Source organism: Brucella pseudogrignonensis, from assembly GCF_032190615.1.
Taxonomy (GTDB): Bacteria; Pseudomonadota; Alphaproteobacteria; order Rhizobiales; family Rhizobiaceae; genus Brucella; species Brucella pseudogrignonensis_B.
Window position 1 is genome coordinate 315,959 of record NZ_JAVLAT010000002.1, and the last position, 19,419, is coordinate 335,377.

Sequence of the window (19,419 nt, forward strand, 5' to 3'; positions counted from 1 at the left end):
CACCTATTTAAGTAGCCGCTAAAGTTAATTGTTGCTCCCAAATATGGTTAAGCAACAATTAACTTAATTACCAAGAAAATTAATATGTTGGGAATATTAAAATGCCTGGAACCAATCCTTGGACCAATATTAAAGATCTATCTATTCAAGTTTATGATGGAACCGATGGTAAGACAACATTAGCAGATGAAACTTTCATTTATGCAAATAATAAGCATACAGCAATTATTGTTATATCGTTCAAAGCGATAGATGCTAATGATAATGATATAAATAGTAGCGACCTTCCAACTGCAGACCGGCTAAGAAGCTCAATCAAGCTATTAGATTATAATACGGGACTAAATCTCGAAGTAAATGAACCTTGGGCAGTAGTAACAAAGCTTGACGCCTTTACAGCGCCGATTGGCGCCGCAGATGGCGGTAAGACACTTACTGGGAATACGGCACAACTGGTTGGAAACGCCTATACATTTAAATTTTTTGTCAAAACCGATGCACCCGACTTTTCCGGCATTAATAATGTTAAAGACGTAGATATCGGCGTCGAAATAGACATCAGCAAGTTAGTTGCAGGCGGAGGCAGTATTTTTAAGAGTTGCATAGGTGGGGACTTTTTAGAGTCTTGCACAATTCATGCCATAAGAAAATATGCTCTTCCTAAAGAAATACTGACACAAGAAATTGTTACTGTTAATTGTGAAAATAATGGCACGCCAGAAGACGATTCAAGCCAGTTATCACAGGATCATTATTATCGCGAAATACACTTTGCTTACCATTTTGATTTAAGTGAAGCCGAAGATGATTTCCAATATAATAATAAGATTTGCCGTGCCGAAATCAGTCTGAAAGATCCTCCTTACACACCAACTCAACAAAGCTCACTGGATACGAACGAAGATGATCCAACTGGAGGCAGCGCTGCCAATAGTGCATTGGAGCCGTGCTGCTTTCTGGATAGGAGAGATGGACTATATTCCTATAAGGCTTACTTGTGGCCTGCATGTCTTATGGATATGGCAAATTCAACAAAGCTAGAGCCAGAAACCTTAATACCTGAGCGTGGGATATTGCAAGAATACAACTTATATAAAGATGGCTTTGAAAAAAATACGGTAAACCTATCTACTTTATTTACAAATAATAAAAACTTCAAATTTGCAACTGACACCGTTATCTACATCAGTGTATATCTAACATTTGGTTATATGGCACAACATTATGCTAGGGGGACTTATTACAAGTTAAATATAGTTGATCAGTATGGAAATATACTAAAAGTTGAAACTGATCCAGCTGCTTGTCCACAAATATTTTCACCCGACGAGGATTCGGATCAAAACGGCCTACATAAATTTACAGATATTGAAAACCCGCCCCAATGGCTATCTGTACCAACTGATGACAAAATTAGATACTATAATATTGGCGACCCTAAAAATCTTTACTTTTGGCTTGTATCTGGCGGCCAAAACTCCAACTCTATATTAACTTATAACTATAAAACGACTGGTTCTAATGAAATAGACAGCCTGAATTTCATACCTGTAAGTGATTATAACAATATAACTTTTACACCTACCCTTCAAGCAGGGTTCCAGACTTATCGCCTACTAAATGATAAGACAGAAATACAGAACGCACAATACAAATTGGCTTTTTACGATAATGGATTATCGCAAACAGCAACGCTTGGAATAACTCAAGGAAACCACTCATATGTTCTACAAACGCTCCCAATATATGAAATAGATAGTCAATATACTATAGAATGGCAATTCTGTCCCGTTTGGGAAAATGGCACTTTCATCATGTGGGGCAACAAACTGCCTGATTTTAATAGGCAACGTACGACCCTTATGACTAGCGACACGAGCCCTTATTACGATATCGGCGCCCCAAGTATGGGCTTTGAAGTCGCTGAATTTGCTGCATTACCAGCGCACCGAATTGAAGATGGTGTAGTTAAAAACGAACTTTTGGATGGCAAGTTTGATACCGGCAGCAACGGACCTAAGGACCCATTTGCAGCATCAGGAACAAACACGGCACGCGGTGACTGGGCCAGCGTAAACGCTGTTATTATGACCTGGACCCAAACGGATTATTCTGGATTATCAATATACAGAAACGGACATCATCGAGGTGAAATCTGGTTAACTTTTAACGCTCAGAATCTTAAAGATGGCTCAATAACAGGAAATTGCAACCAGCCCCCAAAACCTAAGTTTGTACAAAATAGTATAGATATTGTTGATTACGAAACAGGCCAATCGATTACAAGTTTGAATGAGGGCTGGAGATATGAAGTATTTGTGCAGGATCCCAATGACCCCAATGATGTGAACCCTTATAAATAGTATACTTCAGCTATTAGGCAAGGTGAATTCGGTATCATAACTAGTCATTTAAATCCAGATGCTGGCAAACCATATAACTTCAATGTATATATATATATATCTAATAACTCTTCAAATCCACTTTCAAAAGACAGAACGTTAGGTGTTAGATTTATAATATATGATGAAAAATGGGGATGCCCCATTACAGTTACAAGATGGCTAGGAGATGGTAAACAACAAACATTTCCATCCTGCAGAACAATTGATCCAATAAAAATTGGTTCGAATGCATATGATATTAAACTAAAATATGAAGGAGACTTTAAAGGGAATACGGATAGAGATAATTCACCTTCACCGATTGGGGATACAGGTCTCACTGATTTAACCAATTGCAACAGACATTGGGATCTAAAAATATCTATAAAACCCGAAGCAAACAGTGGGAATAAAATAATTGGCTGGACACATACTCCTTCGAAGGAAATAAATAACAGATATAGTGAGAAAAATAAATACGGAACGTGTGTCGGAAGACTTAGTAATGGAATTTTCCATAATGAATTTGTATTGCACAATCTTGGTCAGTTTGTGGATAATGATCCAAATGACATGGAGGTTAATAAAAAATTCCCCTCAGACGGATCTACCACAGCTGCAACCTATACTCCAATAAATGATTGCCAATACACTTACGCATCTCAAAGCCTAGATAATGAAAGTAACGCTTATTTATGGATCAAAATTTTTGGATCATTCTTAGGAGAAAGCGTATTTTGGTCAGCATTTCCTTCACAGAACTTCTAGTTTGTCGATCTCTATGGGAATCGCTACGACTTCAGTTTGGATTTCAGCGCGCTTGGTATGTTTTATACAAATAGCGAAGTTTCTTCCCTCATCAGTTCCAATTATCATGACTTCTTAACAACAGATGTTAGTAATATAGACACAGAAACCAATGATAAAGTAACCGCTAATTACTATCTGAGTACGACGGGAAGAGATCATACCATAAAGATAGGCACATTCCATAAAGGATCAACTGCGGATATTGTTTATTACAGCCCGGATAGAAACAGTGTAATACAATTTCTTAGCCTAGACGAAAGCGATTACCTTTCAACAACTGACCCTGAATCACTTCACGCATATCTGCATTTTCCTAGAACAAAAATAGAGAACAACGATAAGAAGCTATATTTAGGCATCGAATATAATGATGCTAAATTGCATGGATATATGTATATGCCATCAGTGGCTGGCTATCTTGGAATAGATACGCATTGGATATATAGTCTTCATGCGATCTGGGAAGGTGGAAAAGTCTGCTTCACACTACACTCAGACTCCACAGCCACCAATCCAGTCGCTGATGTGACCGCTTTAACAATTTATGATCGGGATGGCGACGGCGAAGGCGTAGTTGGTATGTACGAGTATGGATATTTTGATAATTATCAATTTTTTACTCTAAGTATAGAAAAGTGAATTTTAATTACCCCTCCATTTCAACAGTGGAGGGGTCCATTTAATTTAATTTTATTATATAGTTCGAAGGTTTTTTCTTAGTAACCTCATACATATAGCGAAATATCAGGCGACTTGGCCAGCACTCCAGCCAGATGACCAAGCCCACTGAAAATTATATCCTCCCAGCCAGCCGGTAACGTCGACGACTTCGCCGATAAAATACAGGCCAGCTACGTTGTTTGCCTCCATAGTTTTAGAGTTCAACCCTTTCGTATCTACGCCACCAATAGTCACCTCAGCCGTGCGATATCCTTCTGAGCCTGCAGGCTTAACAGTCCATTTGTTCACCAAAGCATCAACGCGTCGCAGAATTGCATCTGATATATCCGCAAGTTTATCAGGGGCAGCGGCTTCAATCGCTATAATTTGTGCCAGTTTTTTTGGAAGAAATGAAGTCAGTGCCGTCTGCAGCGCTTGCTTGCCGTTTTTACTTCGCAATAAGCGTAGTTCTTCAAATATGTCGACTTGCGGGACCATAGATATCGTTATTTCGCTTCCTTCGCGCCAATAAGACGATATCTGTAAAATAGCTGGCCCGCTTATTCCACGATGTGTGAACAACGCAGCTTCGGAAAAATGAGTTTTGCCGCAATACACTTTCCCGTCCACCGCCACACCTGCCAATGGCTTTAAGCGCTCCAAAAGATGCGGCTCAAACGTCAGAGGCACCAAGCCAGGACGTGTCTCCACGATGTTTAATCCGAATTTCGCAGCAATTTCATAACCCAAACCTGTCGCACCCATTTTAGGGATCGACTTACCGCCTGTCGCAACAACAAGAGACTTTGAAATCGTCGTTCCTTGGCTATGTCGAACGACAAACCCGGCTTCAGTTTTCGTTACATCTTCGATTGAGGTTTGGAGCTGCAACTGAGCACCATATATCTCCATTTCATTGCGCAGCATCTTTATAATCTGGACAGCCGAGCCGTCGCAAAAAAGTTGGCCAAGTGTCTTTTCATGGAATGAGATATCGTAGCGTTTCAAAAGGTTAATGAAGTCGCTTGGTTTGTAGCGACTTAAAGCCGAAATACAGAAATGGGGGTTTTGAGAAATAAAATTTTTAGGACTGGTATGAATATTTGTGAAGTTACATCTTCCGCCACCCGATATTCTGATTTTATCGCCGGGCGTTTTGGAATGATCGAGCACGAGCACCGACCGACAACGCTTTGCGGCTTCAATAGCGCACATCATCCCCGCAGCACCTGCACCCAAAATCAACACATCAACGCTGTTCACTCGATAACTCCAAAGGAAATGGCCCAATATGCTGGTTCAGGAAGTCTCGCAGCCGCTGCATACCGGTAAAATCGTCGCCGCTTCTATCCAACCTTTATCATCTCCGGTCAATATCGCGGCGCAGCACAATTGCTGTTGTCAGGTCTTCGACGAGCTCGTGCTGCGCGATCAGGTCACGCAACTGATTAATACGATCAATTGACCCTGCTTCTAACTCCACAATGAAATCAAGTTGCCCACTGACAGATGATACGCGGCGGACTTCTGAATAAACCGCAAGGACATCCAACAATTCACGCGCAGGTGTCTGCTTTAAACTTACAAGCAAGGTCGCACAAATGACATGCGCATTTATTTCGCCGATATCGGCACGATAGCCCCTGATTACACCACTCTTCTCAAGACATGTAATGCGCTCGCTGGTGGCACTTCGCGACAATCCTATGCGCCCCGCAAGCACTTTAATCGCGATGCGCGCCTCTGTCGATAATATCGACAGTATTTCGCGGTCTTTGTCATCAAGCGCCCGCATTTTGAACCATCCATTCCAAAAGTAGAAAAGTGTTTGTCCATTCCGACAAACCGTCGGCGACACCGACAGAATGCTTGATGCCTGAAAACATGTCATGTGCCAAGTTGCAGCTTTCAATCACATATATAAAAGCAACGGCTATCACCAATCTCTGCCATCCTGCACCGCAATTTACCACAACCGACGCTGAAATTTTGCCTCAGCGCTATTTGGTATCGAAGCTTTCGCTTCTAAACTTGATAGCGAGCGAGACTGCAATTTCCATCAAGGTGCAGACAATGATGCGCGTTGGATTCTCAAAATTGTTAATGCCAGTGCACCGGCAATTGTCAATGCGTTTCAGGTCGCCCTTCTACAGCACCTTCTCAACGTCAATCCAAAACTCGCTGTCCCGTGCCTGAAAGGAAATGTTGCTAGGAATTTGATTGGGATTTGCGCTATGCTGATCGCGCACGAACGCGCCTTCAATTCATCAAAGATAATAACAAAACGGCATATAGACCTCACTGCCAATGAAATACTTGGGGTTTGCGAGGCAGCCTACCTGGATGTGTGGGCAGATCTCTTTCCAGATGCCGCGGGCCTCATCGGCATTCCTCCGGAAACTTTTATGCAGAACGGTCGCAATCCTGCTCAGATCATTGATGGGCGTTCGAAGTGCAGGATGTCCTTCCGGATATCGTAACCATGGGCAAACGAATAGGGAATGGTCATCCAATGTCCGCTGTTGTGACAACCCGCGAGATCGCTGATAGCTTTGATAATGGTATCGAGTATTTCAATACTTTGGTGGAAACCCTGTCTCGTGTGCAGCCGGATTGGCTGTACTTAATGTCATTGAGCGTGACGGTTTACGCGCCAATGCTTTGGACGTCGGCAACTATCTGCTTGCTGGTTTCCGCGCAATGCAACAACGTTTTGATATCACAGGTGATATACGCGGCAGAGGCTTATTCATTGGATTAGAACTTGTAACGGATCGCAAAACCAAAGCGCCAGCGACAGATTTAGCACGCTCGATCAATAACGAGGCGCGGCAGCGCGGCATTTTGATGGGAACTGAAGGACCCAATGACAATGTTCTAAAATTGCGTCCTTCTATGGTCTTTAATCGAGCCAATGCCGATTATCTATTGAATGATAGCATCGAAGCAGCTTTAAGATAGAGGTCCTAGGAAATCATTCTGAATCCTTCTATGCGTCGAATTTATACAATGAGCGCCATGCACGGTGATCCAATTTCATAAAGCCTTCGTAAGAGGCTTTATGAATACAAATGTTTCCTTTGGCTTGAAGACATGGCAAAAGAAGATTGGGCGTGATTTGCAGCGTCGGTCTTCGCCACATCTGAGCATACGGGATTCAATTAAGATGAATGAACGGACTGCTTCTGAAAATCAGCCTTCACTGGAGGAATTGATGCTGGCGGTCAGTTCGCGGCGTGACGTGGACGCATTCGAGGTGATTTTCAAGCATTTTGCCCCTCGGATAAAAGCCTATATGGCTAAACTGTCTGCGGATACGCAAACAGCGGAAGAGTTAATGCAAGAGACTATGATTACGGTCTGGAACAAAGCAGATCAGTTTGATTTCGCCAAAGGCGCGTTATCGACCTGGATTTTCACAATCGCACGCAACCAGCGCATAGATGCGGTGCGGCGAGAACGACGCCCTGAATTCGACCCAACCGACCCCGCTTTTGTTCCCGACGAGGAACAACCTGCCGACATGAAACTATCTAAGCAACAATCTGCCAGCCAATTACGTGCGGCCATGGCAGCATTACCGACAGAACAATGCGCCTTGCTTGAACTCGCCTATTTTGAGGAAAGCTCGCATAGCGCTATCGCCAAAAAGCTGAACCTGCCACTCGGCACAGTTAAATCCCGCTTACGATTGGCGTTCAGCAAATTACGTGCAGCGCTCGAGAATTCAGGAGGGCACTGATGAATATCAATCATCATCTCAGTGACGAACTCCTTGCAAGCTATGCCACTGGTTCATTGGCAGAAGGCTGGAGCATTGCTGTTGCAACGCATCTTGCACTTTGCCCCGCTTGTCGTTCAAGACTCAAGCAGTTTGAACAGATCGGCGGAGAACTCCTCGAAACAGTGCAACCGGCGAAATTCGAAGCGAGTTCATGGGAAGGTTTCAAAAGCAAGCTGGCCAATACCCCTACATCGAATAGACATTCATCATCGCTCAGTCAAACTTCCATACCAAAGGTCATACCAGAGCCATTACGCTCCTATGTCGGCGGCGACTTAGCCGAACTGAAATGGAAATCGCTTGGTCGAGGCGCCTATCAGGTGCCTATCAAAACACGCGATAGCGAAACACAGGTTCGATTGTTGCGCATTCCAGCGGGCAAGCCCGTACCAGAACATGGTCATGGTGGTCGAGAACTAACACTCGTGCTTAGTGGAAGTTTTAACGATGGAACCGGACTTTTTGCGCGTGGCGACATTGAAGAAGCAGATGCCGATCTCGTGCACCAGCCGATTGCTTCGCCTGATGGTGACTGTATCTGCCTTGCTGTCACTGACGCACCGCTGAAATTCCAGGGCTGGCTCATGCGCCTAGTTCAGCCATTGGTTGGAATTTAAAGAGAAAGGCGGCAATTATGCCGCCTTTTTTAGTTAATTCAGTACAACAATTGCCGCGTTCAAAGCTGTCGCAAGAGACAGCCATACGAGATATGGGACAAAGAGCAGCGCCGAGATGCGATCTGGTTGCCATGCGCGAATAATAAACAAAGATACGCAGAGCCACACTCCGATGATGACGGCGAGGCCGAGCACTGTCATATGAAGACCAAAGAAAATAGGCGTCCAGATGAAGTTCAAGACCATTTGCCCAAACCACGGCCCGCGCCGCCGCCACCCGCTATCATTGATCCAGGTGCGCCAGCCCACGATAGCAATGAAGATGTAGAGTATCGTCCAGATCGGGCCAAATGCAGCATTCGGTGGAGTAAACCAAGGTTTCTGAAGCGATGCATACCATTCACCCGGCGGAAAGCCGATACCGATGGCCATTCCGAGGACAATAATCACAAAAACAAAAACCGCGAGAAGACCCAATTTTTGCATATATTTGCTCCAGCCTACCCACTGATTCGAGACGTAACCCAATAGCCAATATAGGCTGATGAGGCCGAGAGAACAGTACCCCAGATCATGTCCGCTATAGTAAGCGTCCAAGACCAGTTTTTTAACGTAGCCTGATTGGTCAAATCATAGGTAGCGTAAGCAATAAATCCCAAAAGCGCACCATTAAGAAGTGTCAACGTACCACTACCCGCTAAGAGCCCCGGCTTCACTGCAAAGAAAACCAGACCAAATACAAAAATTACATAGAAAACGATTGCTGGAGCCAGTCGGAACCCCGACAACATCATATCCCCCATAACAGGTCGATAGATCACATTCGCCATATTCGACAACCAGACAGAATCGATTGCGAGAAAAGCAATCGCAGTGGCAACATAAGCTATAAGATAGTCTTTCATTGCAAACCAACCTTCCTAATTAATACGTGTCCAACCTACACTCCGACAAAGAAGGCCAGCCAAAACACAGCCGTTGGAGGTCATAGTGTCCCCGTCAACTTTCACGTTGATTTTGTAGGTGAGCTTGCGTTGGGGATCGAAAGCAGTTCCTGAATATTGCCCGCTTGTACTTTGCTTAATGCTCATGACAAGCACATCACCAGTTTTCTCTTTTGGTGTTCCGGGCTTGATCCAGGTATTGGTGGCGCATATGTCTTGACCGCATCCAGCAATTTTTACCTTGGCTTTGCCATCCCCACGCGCCCAGTTGCCATTTATCTCACCCGCCTGCGCCGCAAATGGGAATATTACTGTCAGTACGCTGATCACTTGTAACCATTTCATCGGTGCGTCCTCAGTTATCAAACGAGACTTTAAGCGTGCTCGATGGTGTAAAGACCGACATTGATCGCGCCTTCTTCAAAGCCACCTTCGCAATAACAAAGATAATACTCCCAAAGCCTTCTGAACCTGTCGTCAAAACCAAGCTTTTCGATTTCAGGCCAATTCGCGACAAAACGCTCACGCCATTCGGCAAGGGTCCGCGCATAAGAACGACCGAAATGTTCGACCTCCTTCACAACAAGTCCAGCCTTCATCAAATCGCGTTCAAGAACCTTGTCTGAAGGCAGAAACCCACCAGGAAAGATGAATTTTTGAATGAAATCAGCCTTGCGGCGATAATTCTCATAGCGCGAATCTTCAATTGAAATGATCTGTAAAACAGCCCGGCCGTCTGGCTTCAAACAGCGTTTCATGGCCGCGAAATATTCAGGCCAATAAGCTTCACCGACTGCCTCAAACATTTCTATAGAGACAATCCGGTCAAACTGCCCTTCCAAGTCACGATAATCCTGCAGGCGAAGATCAATATCTTTTTCCTGTCCTGCTTCGATTATTGATTGATTTGCCCACGCCAACTGTGACGGCGATAAAGTGATGCCTGTTACATGTGTTCCGTCATGCTTTGCCAGAAAGCGGGCTAACGCACCCCAGCCACAACCGATCTCAAGAACTTTTTCGCCACCCTCGAGCGCCAGTTTTTCTGCTATGCACTGCAACTTATATTCCTGAGCACTCTCAAGGTTATGCGTCGTCTCATTCCATATCGCCGACGAGTAAAGCATCGACGGATCAAGCCAGCGGCGATAAAAATCATTGCCGAGGTCGTAATGTGCTTCAATGTTGCGACGGCTACCCCGGCGCGTATTCGCATTGAATAGATGGCCAATACGGTTCAGCGCCCGCATCCAGACCGAACCACGCAAACTGGATAAGAGTGTATCGCGATTGCGCACTGCAAAGCGGACAACTGAGGTTAGATCGGCCGATGTCCATTCACCTGCGATATAAGCTTGCGCGAAGCCGATATCGCCGCCCGTCAGAAGCCGACGCAAACAACGCCAACTTTTAATTATTATTTGGGCTTCAGGCCCAGCTAAACTGCCTTGGCCATAAATTACTTTTCCAGATGGAAGAACCAGTGTCAGTCGTCCATGCTGCACTTGATTAAGCAAGCGACGCAAAAGACGCGCAGAGGGGCTCCATCCAGAAAATCCGCGTGCAATCACTGTCGGCAGCGGCGAGATCTCATCAATATGGCTCATACGGCCTCACTCCTTTGCCCGGATTGCCCTTGGCGGATATGCGTTATCGGTTCGTGTGGTGGTTGTGGACGTTTGCGCAGACCGATACCCTTCAACCAGATCTTCAGCGCTTCCCAGTGAATGCCGCCGACCACTTTCAGGGTCAGAAACGGAATTGAAAAGAACGCGCGCAGCAAGGCAGCATCAGTCAATTCAATCCGCCGCGCCAGATGACGGGCAGTCATAACCAGTCCTTCATCGTCAAAACTGTTGATGCGGATGGATAGCTTATCTTTGGGCGGAGAAACTTCAAACTCGTACCGCAGTTTCATATCCATGAAAGGCGAGACATAAAATGCCTTATCGCAGCTTTGTACGATGCGTCCGTTTGAATCATTTTCGACCGGGATCAAGTAACCGTGGCGCTGGCGGAAGGTGTTATCAACTTCCCAAAGGATAGCCACGAGGTCGCCACCTTGATTATAGCAGAAGAAAACACTCAGTGGATTGAAAGCCCAGCCCAAAATGCGCGGCATGGTGAGCAAGCGGACCGCTCCACCATCTGGCATCACTCCGGCTGCATCCATCGCACGCTCGACCTGCTCGCGCAACGGAGCAGACGATCCATCACCTCTATCTTGTCTATAGAAAGAAAAGAGGTTGAAACGGTCGAGCGAGAACAGCTTCAGCTTACCATCAAGCGCTTCCAACTCGTCGAGATCGAGCAGGAGTGAGTAGATTTTATAAGCCAGCTTGTGACCCTTAGGCCGCAAACGCGTATGAGTCACATGGCCAGGGAAAAGCGCTGACTGGAAATTTTCGGTCATGCCTGCGCCCTCTCTCTGATTGGCAATGGCTGGCGAATAATGCGCGCGCTTTCCTGCTCAACCAGCCAAGGACGACGCAGACCACCGAGATCTTCCGCCACTGCCAGACCTGCCTGAAGCCCGTCCTCATGAAAACCGGAGCCAAAATGCGCGCCACAGAACCATGTCCGGCGCTGTCCCTGCAATGACCAGATTTCTTTCTGCGCACGATCCGTTGCCATGTCGAAAATCGGATGCTCATAAATCTCGCGACGGATCACCAGTTCCTCACGCGGCGCGCGGCACGGATTGAGTGTAACAAAAGTTTCAGGCGCTTGGCCGAGCGGTTGCAAACGGTTCATCCAATAAGTGATAGATGGCTGTGCCGCACCAGTGGCTGCATTGGTCAAATAATTCCAGCTCGACCATGCTGCACGACGTTTAGGCATCAGCGTTACGTCGCTGTGCAACACCGCTTCATTGCGTGAATATTGAAATGCGCCAAGAATACGGCTTTCATCCGCGCTCGGATCGGCCAGCATCCGCAAAGCCTGATTGGCATGAGTGGCGATCACGACATCGTCGAAGACATGGGAAACTCCGCTTCCGTCAATCAACTCGACAAAGTTTTCAGAGCGTCGAACAGATTGGATCGGTGTCGAAAGCCTGATCCGGTCTGCATAGGGTTTGGTGATACGCTTTACATATTCCCGACTGCCGCCGGATACCGTACGCCAGATAGGCCTGTCACGAAGAGCCAGAAGTCCGTGGTTACAACAAAAGCGAACGAAGCTTGCCGCCGGATAGCGCCCCACTTCCATGGCAGGGGTAGACCAGATCGCCGCCGCCATTGGGTACAGGTGATCTTCACGGAAAGCCCGACCATAAGCATTGCGCGCAAGATAATCATCAAGCGAAATATCGCCCATGACGGCGAGGTCTTTTGGCGCGTTGCGATAAAAGCGCAGCAGATCACGGATCATCGACCAGAAGCGCGGACTGACCAAGTTAGAGCGCTGCGCAAAAAGTCCGAAGCCCGTACCGCCTGAATATTCATAGGCTCCGTTTCCGATTGAAACGGCAAACGACATGTTGGACGCTGCGGTTGGAACTTCCAGTGTACGAAACAATGCGGTTAAATTGGGATATGTCACTTCATTGTAGACGATGAAACCGGTATCGACGGCTACCGGTCCGAGGCTGCTCTCAAACTCGACAGTATTGCTATGGCCGCCGATACGATCTGACGATTCAAACAAAGTGACATCATGCCGTTGCGAAAGCAGCCATGCAGCGGATAATCCGGATATCCCACTGCCGATAATCGCGATCCTGAGACGTTTAGAGCTGCCCGAATGGTTCGTGATATCCATAGTCCCTCTCTTCAACGCAGGCTTTGGCCACATGAACGGGCCGCCTCCGTGCTGCATTTTTATCGTCTTACGTTTTGAGAATGAATTTGGTTCAATCGGCTACCAAACTTTTTTCATTTTTTTACGCCGCTTACGAAACCAAATAGCAGGACCGAACGTATTGCATGATGTAAATGCCATTTCGAATAAAGGTCAGCCATGCAAATTGGTCTGCTTATACTCGTTGCTATCAGCCTGTCTGCAATCATGACACTTGCCTGGGTGATCGAACGAAAGACCGGTAAAAGTGGTTGGATCGATGCGATCTGGTCTTTTTCGGTCGGCATCGGCTCACTCTTAGCCGTTGTGCTTGCAAACGCGACATTGCAACGGCGTTGGGCGATCCTGATAATCATACTAATATGGTCGATACGCCTTGGTTGGCATATTGTTCAACGAAGCCTAAGCCATGGTGAAGACCCACGCTATGCTAAGCTGATCAAAGAATGGGGAACTAATGCTTCCTCACGCCTCTTCTGGTTTTTGCAGATACAGGCACTCGCAGCTTTCGTTCTGGTTCTCTCAGTCTATCTCGCTGCCACTAGCCGTCCCGATTTTCCATATTTCTGGGATGTCATCGCTATCGCAATAATATCGATAGCATTGCTTGGCGAAGCACTGGCTGATGCGCAGCTCGCAAGGTTCCGAAAAACTCCAGAAGCCAAAACTGAAATTTGCGAAACTGGACTTTGGGCCTATTCCCGGCACCCAAACTATTTCTTTGAATGGTTATTTTGGTGTGCTTGGCCGATGCTGGCAATCACAACGTCACCTTGGAGTTGGCTATCGTTTCTCGCACCTATCCAAATGTATTGGTTACTGGTTCATGTCTCAGGAATTCCGCCCTTAGAAGAACACATGCTAAAATCTCGCGGTGAGAAATTCCGATCCTTACAAAAAAGGGTAAATGCGTTCTTTCCCGGCCCCAGAAAATCACCAAGTTAAATCATCGGCTGAATTATCTTACTATTTAAGTTTCTCACTTTTATTGCTTTTATATATCGAAATTAAAAGCATTTGTATGTTTAACTGGAAATCACGTGCTAAGTGATGAATCTTATGATTTTCTGCGGGAACCGAAAAATGCAAAGAATTACGATAACCGTTGATGATGATCTGATGCACGACCTTGATGCGTTGATTGCTCGCAAGGGCTATGCGAACCGCTCAGAAGCGGTCCGCGATCTTGTCCGGTCAAGTATTGGTGAAGCGGAAATTGCATCCGATGAAGCCAAAAATTGCGTCGGCGTATTGAGCTATGTCTATCAGCACGATGCACGTGATCTGGCTAAGAAGCTCACGGCTTCGCATCATGACCATCATCATATGTCGGTAGCGTCACTTCACGTTCACATGAACGAAGAGCTTTGCCTCGAAGTCAGCCTCCTCCGCGGGGAGGTCAAAGATGTAAAGCAGTTCGCAAATTCAATTATTTCACAACGCGCCGTTGTTTATGGGGATGTCTCTATCATTCCACATGAACCGCACGAGCCGCATGACCATTAAGCAGTACAAATAGATTTAGCTGCATAATTTCGATTTATGTCACAAAACATCAAATTGAAATCATTGCTTTAATATAGCTTATCAGCGTATGCCTAAAGTGATTTGATACCTCATTTCGAAATAGTGGACAATTATGGACCTGACCGTTCTCATATTCTTGCTTGTATATCTTGCGATGGGTTGCGGTACTTTACCAGGTTTCAAGGTTGATCGGACGGGCGCAGCCATCATTGGTTCGCTCGCGATGCTCGTAGCAGGCAGTATCACGGCTCAAGCTGCATGGAACGCGATTGATTACAAAACCTTGGGTATGCTGTTTGGCCTGATGGTCGTATCAGCCGGTTTCTCTGTTTCGGGTTTTTATGGCTGGGTTGCAAAGCGCGTAACAGAACTGCCGTTGTCGCCACCATTATTGGTCGGCGTTATGATTGTGATGGGCGCCTCGTTCTCAGCTTTTTTGACAAAAGACGTGGTAGCCGTGGCTATGACGCCGTTGCTTGTTTCAGTGAGTCTGGCGCGCGGGCTTAACCCTGTACCGTTTCTTCTGGCTTTCTGCTTTGCCGTTAATACGGGTTCAACAGCCACATTGATCGGTAGCCCGCAGAATATGATCACCGCTCAACAATTGGGGCTATCCTTTAATGGGTTCCTGAAAATTGCCGCTATTCCTGCTCTGCTTTCGCTGCCAATTGTTTGGAGCGTTATCGTTTTTGCTTATCGGGGTCGTTGGGAGCTTAAGAAGCCTTCGGCCAAAGGTGTTGATGTCTCGCAGGCGAGTGAAATCGATGTTCTTGAAACAATAAAAACCGGGCTCGTAGCAATTGTTGTCATCGGATTCTTTGTTTTCAGCGATTTGCCGCGCGAGCTAATTGCTATGGCGGGTGCCGGGATCTTGCTTGTCAGCCGCAAGATTTCATCAAAAGACATGCTTAAGCAGGTTGATGGCGACTTGCTGCTTTTGATCATGGGACTTTTCATTGTGAACGCAGCGATAGCTGGTACGGGTATTCCACAGGACTTGCTCCACCATTTACGCGCAGCCGGCCTAGATTTGAATGATCCGCTTTCCTTGCTTTTCGTTGGTGGTGTCCTGAGCAATCTGGTCGGAAATAATCCAGCCGTCATGCTGCTAGTGCCTTATCTTCACTCGGGCCCAGATGCTGATGCGCTGGGCGCTGCCTTGGCTTTGGGGACAGGTTTTTCAAGCAACATGATTGTCTTTGGCAGCTTGGCCGGAATCATTGTCGTTGAACAGGCTGGCGCGCGTGGGATTAAAATAACATTTATGGAGTTTGCCAGAACGGGAACAGTTGTGATGTTCTTATGTATGGTCGTTGCCGCCGCCTGGATTTTTGTTCTAACCAAATTCTAGTTGATATGATTTAATCTCAAAATCTATAAAACTTTAATTTTGATTAATAGATGGATCAATACTGTGAATTTCTGTCCATGTAATAATCATCATCTCACAGATTTAATTATTCATTTGTAAAATAAGTATTGCTCCTTCACCGCCTGATTGCTAGCTTAATTGTGGTTGTTTAATCGGGGGGTCGATCTACACGTGCTGTTGCACCGCGTCTCCCCATCGTCTTTGTACGGAGGTTACGTATGCATTTCACGCCGCGAGAGATTGACAAGCTCATGATTCATACGCTGGCGATTGTCGCGCAGCGTCGTAAAGATCAGGGTTTGAAGCTTAATCATCCTGAAACCGTATCTTTGATTGCTGCCGCAGCCCTTGAAGGCGCGCGCGCTGGAAAAACGCTGGAAGAAGTCATGGAACTGGCCCGTAAGACCATCACGAAGGATGATGTGATGGAAGGTGTCGTCGAAATGATTCCTTATGTGCAGGTTGAGGCTGTTTTCACAGATGGTAGCCGGCTTGTAACTGTTCACGATCCAATTCAATAATTTCCACGGGAGGCTTAGTTATGGCTGCAGATAAGGCAAAGACTCCTGTTGGAGGACTGGTTCTCGGCAAAGGTGATATTGAGATCAATGCCGGTTATCCGACCACAACACTGAAGGTTCGCAACACGGGTGACCGCCCTATTCAGGTGGGTTCCCATTATCATTTCTTTGAAGTGAATTCGGATCTCGAATTTGACCGCGAACAGGCATTCGGCAAGCGTCTGAATATTCCTGCCACAACCGCTTTGCGTTTTGAGCCCGGCGACGAAAAGCAAGTCGTTCTCGTTCCTTATCAGGGCAAGCAGCGCGTTATCGGCTTCAACGGTCTGGTGAATGGTTGGGTTGGCGAAGAAAGCTACAACGAATCCCGCCCACGTCTGACAGATGCAATGGAGCGTGTTGAGCGCTACGGCTTTAAAAACAAGTCGTAATTGCCCGCCCCAACATCAGCGAACAGGATAGTGAAATGGCTAAAATCTCAAGGCAGCAATATTCGGATCTATACGGCCCGACCACCGGCGATAAAATCCGTCTGGGTGACACTGATCTTTACATCGAGATTGAAAAAGACCTTCGTATCTATGGCGAAGAAGCGGTTTACGGCGGCGGCAAGACGCTGCGTGACGGCATGGGCTATGACAACGAGTTGACGAGCGCTGCTGGCGCGCCTGATCTCGTTATCACCAATGTCACCATTGTTGACGCTGTTCAGGGCGTTATCAAGGCAGATGTCGGTATTAAAAACGGCCTGATTTACGGCATTGGTAAAGCGGGCAACCCGTCCACCATGTCCGGCGTTACACTTCCGCTCGGTCCGGGAACGGATGCGATCTCCGGTGAGCATTTGATCCTGACAGCAGGTGGTATTGATGCTCACGTGCATTTCATTTCACCACAGCAGGCAGAAGCAGCACTCAGCAATGGTGTGACGACGCTTTTTGGCGGCGGCATCGGCCCGACAGACGGCACCAACGGAACGACGATTACGCCAGGCACATGGAACATCGAAATGATGTTGCGCTCGTTTGATAGCTGGCCTGTCAATGCGGGTGTTCTGGGCAAGGGCAACTCCTCGTCGGTTGTGACAATCGAAGAACAGATCCGCGCTGGCGCCATGGGCCTTAAAATCCATGAAGACTGGGGCAGCACACCGGAAGCAATTCGTACATCGCTGAAGGTCGCCGATGCGTTTGACGTGCAGGTCTGTATCCACACCGATACACTGAACGAAGCTGGCTTTGTTGAAAATACAATCGCCGCTTTTGAAGGTCGCACCATCCACACCTATCATACCGAAGGTGCTGGTGGAGGTCACGCGCCGGATATTATTCGCGTTGCAGGTCAGCCGAACGTTATCCCGAGCTCGACCAACCCAACGCTGCCCTATGGCATCAATTCACAGGCCGAATTGTTTGACATGACGATGATCTGTCACAATCTCAGCCCGAAGATTCCAACTGACGTTGCTTTTGCTGAAAGCCGCGTGCGCCCGGAAACCATTGCGGCTGAAAACGTGCTGCATGACATTGGCGCGATTTCCATCCTGTCGAGCGATAGTCAGGCGATGGGTCGTGTCGGTGAAAACTGGATGCGTACCATTCAGACTGCACATCTGATGAAGACACGCTTCGGCGCTTATGACGGCGACAAGTCCGGCAACGACAACCAGCGCGTGCTGCGTTTCGTCTCCAAAGTGACCATCAATCCAGCAATTGCACAGGGTGTGTCCCATGTGGTTGGCTCGATTGAAATTGGCAAGATGGCCGATTTGGTGCTCTGGGAGCCAGCATTCTTTGGTGCCAAGCCGAAAATGGTCATCAAGGGTGGCATGATTTCATGGGCGCTGATGGGTGATCCGAATGCATCATTGCCAACGCCACAGCCGGTTATCTATCGTCCGATGTACGGCATGTATGGCTCGGCCTTGCCTAAGACCCGCGTGACATTCACTTCCGCTGCTGGCTTTGAGCACGGCATTGTGGATCAGTATGAGCTGAAATCACAGGTTGTACCAGTTTATAACACGCGCGCGATTAGCAAGGGTTCAATGGTGCGTAACAATGCGTTGCCGACCATTGAAGTGAACCCGGAAACCTTTGCGGTTACGGTGGATGGAAAGCACGCCACTGTTGAGCCGGCGACGAGTGTTCCTCTGACACAGCTTCATTTCTTTAGCTGATGTGAAGTTTCGGGAGGGAACATATCCCTCCCGCTTTCAATCATAAAATGCAATGCCCGAAAGTGTAGGCTTTTGCGGCACTTATCAGTGACCGATACGAAGCGATAAGCTTCCGGAGGAACTATGATTCTCGTTGAGAAAACACTCGGTAACATCAAGGATTCCGTGTGGCATGATCGTTCGCATCATGCGCAGGTTGATTATCTTGCTCTTGAGCAATGGGAAGCGCCAAAAAGTCGTTTGCGCAAGGAAAGCGAGGGCGGCGTAGAGCTCGCCATTTCACTTCCGCGCTCCGAACATCTGCATGATGGTGATGTTCTTCATTACGATGAAGCCGCGAAAATCATCATTGTCGCGCGCATCGCGCTCAAAGAAGTGATGGTCATTGAACTTGAAGGGCTTGAAGACCTTGCACCGCAGGAAATCCTGCGTATTTGCTTTGAGCTTGGCCATGGTTTGGGCAATCAGCATTGGCCAGCAGTAATCAAAGGCACAACCGTTTACGTGCCACTGTCCGTTGATCAGAAAGTTATGGCTTCGGTCATGCGCACCCACGCATTTGATCGCGTAAAGATGCATTTCGCACCGGGCGAAGAAGTTGCAGCGAAACTTGACGCCAAGGAAGTGCGGATGCTTTTTGCGGGTGCCGACGCGACCCCGCATCATCATCACGACATGCACAAACATTCTCATTCCCATAGCCATTCCCACGATCACCATCATGATCATGGCGACCACTCGCATTCCCATGACCACAGCCATGAGCATAGTCATGATCATTCGCATGACCATCATCACGGCCACAATCACAGGTAAT

20 protein-coding genes and 1 pseudogene are annotated in these 19,419 nt (G+C 47.0%); 13 read left to right on the forward strand and 8 right to left on the reverse strand.

Annotated elements, in window-relative coordinates:
• The first annotated feature begins 101 nt into the window (after positions 1-101).
• The gene (locus RI570_RS12790) at positions 102-2,363 is read left to right on the forward strand and encodes a hypothetical protein (RefSeq protein WP_313828922.1); all 2,262 of its coding nucleotides are present in this window, start codon (positions 102-104) and stop codon (positions 2,361-2,363) included.
• An 825-nt stretch (positions 2,364-3,188) separates the two neighbouring features.
• A complete protein-coding gene (locus tag RI570_RS12795; protein WP_313828924.1) occupies positions 3,189-3,833 on the forward strand; it encodes a hypothetical protein in 645 nt (214 codons plus the stop codon).
• A gap of 105 nt (positions 3,834-3,938) precedes the next feature.
• Here the strand turns inward: RI570_RS12795 and RI570_RS12800 are convergent, their stop codons facing one another.
• A complete protein-coding gene (locus RI570_RS12800; RefSeq protein ID WP_313828926.1) occupies positions 3,939-5,117 on the reverse strand; it encodes an NAD(P)/FAD-dependent oxidoreductase in 1,179 nt (392 codons plus the stop codon).
• A gap of 97 nt (positions 5,118-5,214) precedes the next feature.
• A complete protein-coding gene (locus tag RI570_RS12805; RefSeq protein ID WP_313828927.1) occupies positions 5,215-5,649 on the reverse strand; it encodes an Lrp/AsnC family transcriptional regulator in 435 nt (144 codons plus the stop codon).
• A gap of 439 nt (positions 5,650-6,088) precedes the next feature.
• On the opposite strand from RI570_RS12805, the gene RI570_RS12810 reads away from it, so the two are divergent.
• From RI570_RS12810 to RI570_RS12825, 4 genes and pseudogenes are all read left to right on the forward strand, one after another.
• Positions 6,089-6,334, forward strand: a complete 246-nt coding sequence (locus RI570_RS12810; protein WP_313828929.1) for a hypothetical protein — start codon at positions 6,089-6,091, stop codon at positions 6,332-6,334.
• Positions 6,295-6,815, forward strand: a pseudogene (locus tag RI570_RS12815) (aminotransferase class III-fold pyridoxal phosphate-dependent enzyme); the annotation flags it as partial. The gene RI570_RS12810 and the pseudogene RI570_RS12815, both read left to right, overlap by 40 nt.
• A gap of 205 nt (positions 6,816-7,020) precedes the next feature.
• Positions 7,021-7,596, forward strand: a complete 576-nt coding sequence (locus tag RI570_RS12820) for a sigma-70 family RNA polymerase sigma factor (protein WP_313830031.1) — start codon at positions 7,021-7,023, stop codon at positions 7,594-7,596.
• On the forward strand, positions 7,596-8,255 hold the full coding sequence (locus RI570_RS12825) for a ChrR family anti-sigma-E factor (RefSeq protein ID WP_313828930.1): 660 nt from the start codon (positions 7,596-7,598) through the stop codon (positions 8,253-8,255). Before RI570_RS12820 ends, RI570_RS12825 begins: the two co-directional genes overlap by 1 nt.
• A gap of 33 nt (positions 8,256-8,288) precedes the next feature.
• Here the strand turns inward: RI570_RS12825 and RI570_RS12830 are convergent, their stop codons facing one another.
• From RI570_RS12830 to RI570_RS12855, 6 genes are read right to left on the reverse strand one after another with little or no spacing between them, the layout of a single operon-like run.
• Complete coding sequence (locus tag RI570_RS12830; RefSeq protein ID WP_313828932.1) at positions 8,289-8,741, reverse strand: TspO/MBR family protein; 453 nt, start codon at positions 8,739-8,741, stop codon at positions 8,289-8,291.
• 14 nt (positions 8,742-8,755) lie between these two features.
• Entirely contained in the window at positions 8,756-9,160 is a 405-nt protein-coding gene (locus RI570_RS12835; RefSeq protein ID WP_313828934.1) for a DUF2177 family protein, read from the reverse strand.
• A 15-nt stretch (positions 9,161-9,175) separates the two neighbouring features.
• Complete coding sequence (locus tag RI570_RS12840; protein WP_313828935.1) at positions 9,176-9,544, reverse strand: DUF2147 domain-containing protein; 369 nt, start codon at positions 9,542-9,544, stop codon at positions 9,176-9,178.
• A gap of 29 nt (positions 9,545-9,573) precedes the next feature.
• Positions 9,574-10,806: a cyclopropane-fatty-acyl-phospholipid synthase family protein gene (locus RI570_RS12845; protein WP_313828937.1), complete on the reverse strand. Its 1,233-nt coding sequence runs from the start codon at positions 10,804-10,806 to the stop codon at positions 9,574-9,576.
• Positions 10,803-11,612, reverse strand: a complete 810-nt coding sequence (locus tag RI570_RS12850; RefSeq protein WP_313828939.1) for a DUF1365 domain-containing protein — start codon at positions 11,610-11,612, stop codon at positions 10,803-10,805. The genes RI570_RS12845 and RI570_RS12850 overlap by 4 nt, the downstream gene beginning before the upstream one ends.
• Complete coding sequence (locus RI570_RS12855) at positions 11,609-12,964, reverse strand: NAD(P)/FAD-dependent oxidoreductase (RefSeq protein WP_313828941.1); 1,356 nt, start codon at positions 12,962-12,964, stop codon at positions 11,609-11,611. The genes RI570_RS12850 and RI570_RS12855 overlap by 4 nt, the downstream gene beginning before the upstream one ends.
• Positions 12,965-13,162: 198 nt before the next feature.
• Between RI570_RS12855 and RI570_RS12860 the strand changes: the two genes are divergently transcribed.
• The 7 genes from RI570_RS12860 (at position 13,163) to ureE (ending at position 19,418) form a co-directional block, all read left to right on the forward strand.
• Positions 13,163-13,948: a DUF1295 domain-containing protein gene (locus tag RI570_RS12860; RefSeq protein WP_313828942.1), complete on the forward strand. Its 786-nt coding sequence runs from the start codon at positions 13,163-13,165 to the stop codon at positions 13,946-13,948.
• A gap of 138 nt (positions 13,949-14,086) precedes the next feature.
• Positions 14,087-14,509 (forward strand): nickel-responsive transcriptional regulator NikR, encoded by a 423-nt coding sequence (nikR, locus tag RI570_RS12865; RefSeq protein ID WP_313828943.1) that lies wholly within the window; start codon positions 14,087-14,089, stop codon positions 14,507-14,509.
• A 133-nt stretch (positions 14,510-14,642) separates the two neighbouring features.
• Positions 14,643-15,881: an SLC13 family permease gene (locus RI570_RS12870; protein ID WP_313828944.1), complete on the forward strand. Its 1,239-nt coding sequence runs from the start codon at positions 14,643-14,645 to the stop codon at positions 15,879-15,881.
• A gap of 239 nt (positions 15,882-16,120) precedes the next feature.
• On the forward strand, positions 16,121-16,423 hold the full coding sequence (locus tag RI570_RS12875) for an urease subunit gamma (RefSeq protein WP_187547608.1): 303 nt from the start codon (positions 16,121-16,123) through the stop codon (positions 16,421-16,423).
• 20 nt (positions 16,424-16,443) lie between these two features.
• On the forward strand, positions 16,444-16,854 hold the full coding sequence (locus RI570_RS12880; RefSeq protein WP_313828947.1) for an urease subunit beta: 411 nt from the start codon (positions 16,444-16,446) through the stop codon (positions 16,852-16,854).
• 35 nt (positions 16,855-16,889) lie between these two features.
• A complete protein-coding gene (locus tag RI570_RS12885; RefSeq protein WP_313828948.1) occupies positions 16,890-18,602 on the forward strand; it encodes an urease subunit alpha in 1,713 nt (570 codons plus the stop codon).
• A 123-nt stretch (positions 18,603-18,725) separates the two neighbouring features.
• Positions 18,726-19,418: an urease accessory protein UreE gene (gene ureE / locus RI570_RS12890; RefSeq protein WP_313828949.1), complete on the forward strand. Its 693-nt coding sequence runs from the start codon at positions 18,726-18,728 to the stop codon at positions 19,416-19,418.
• Position 19,419 lies beyond the last annotated feature (1 nt).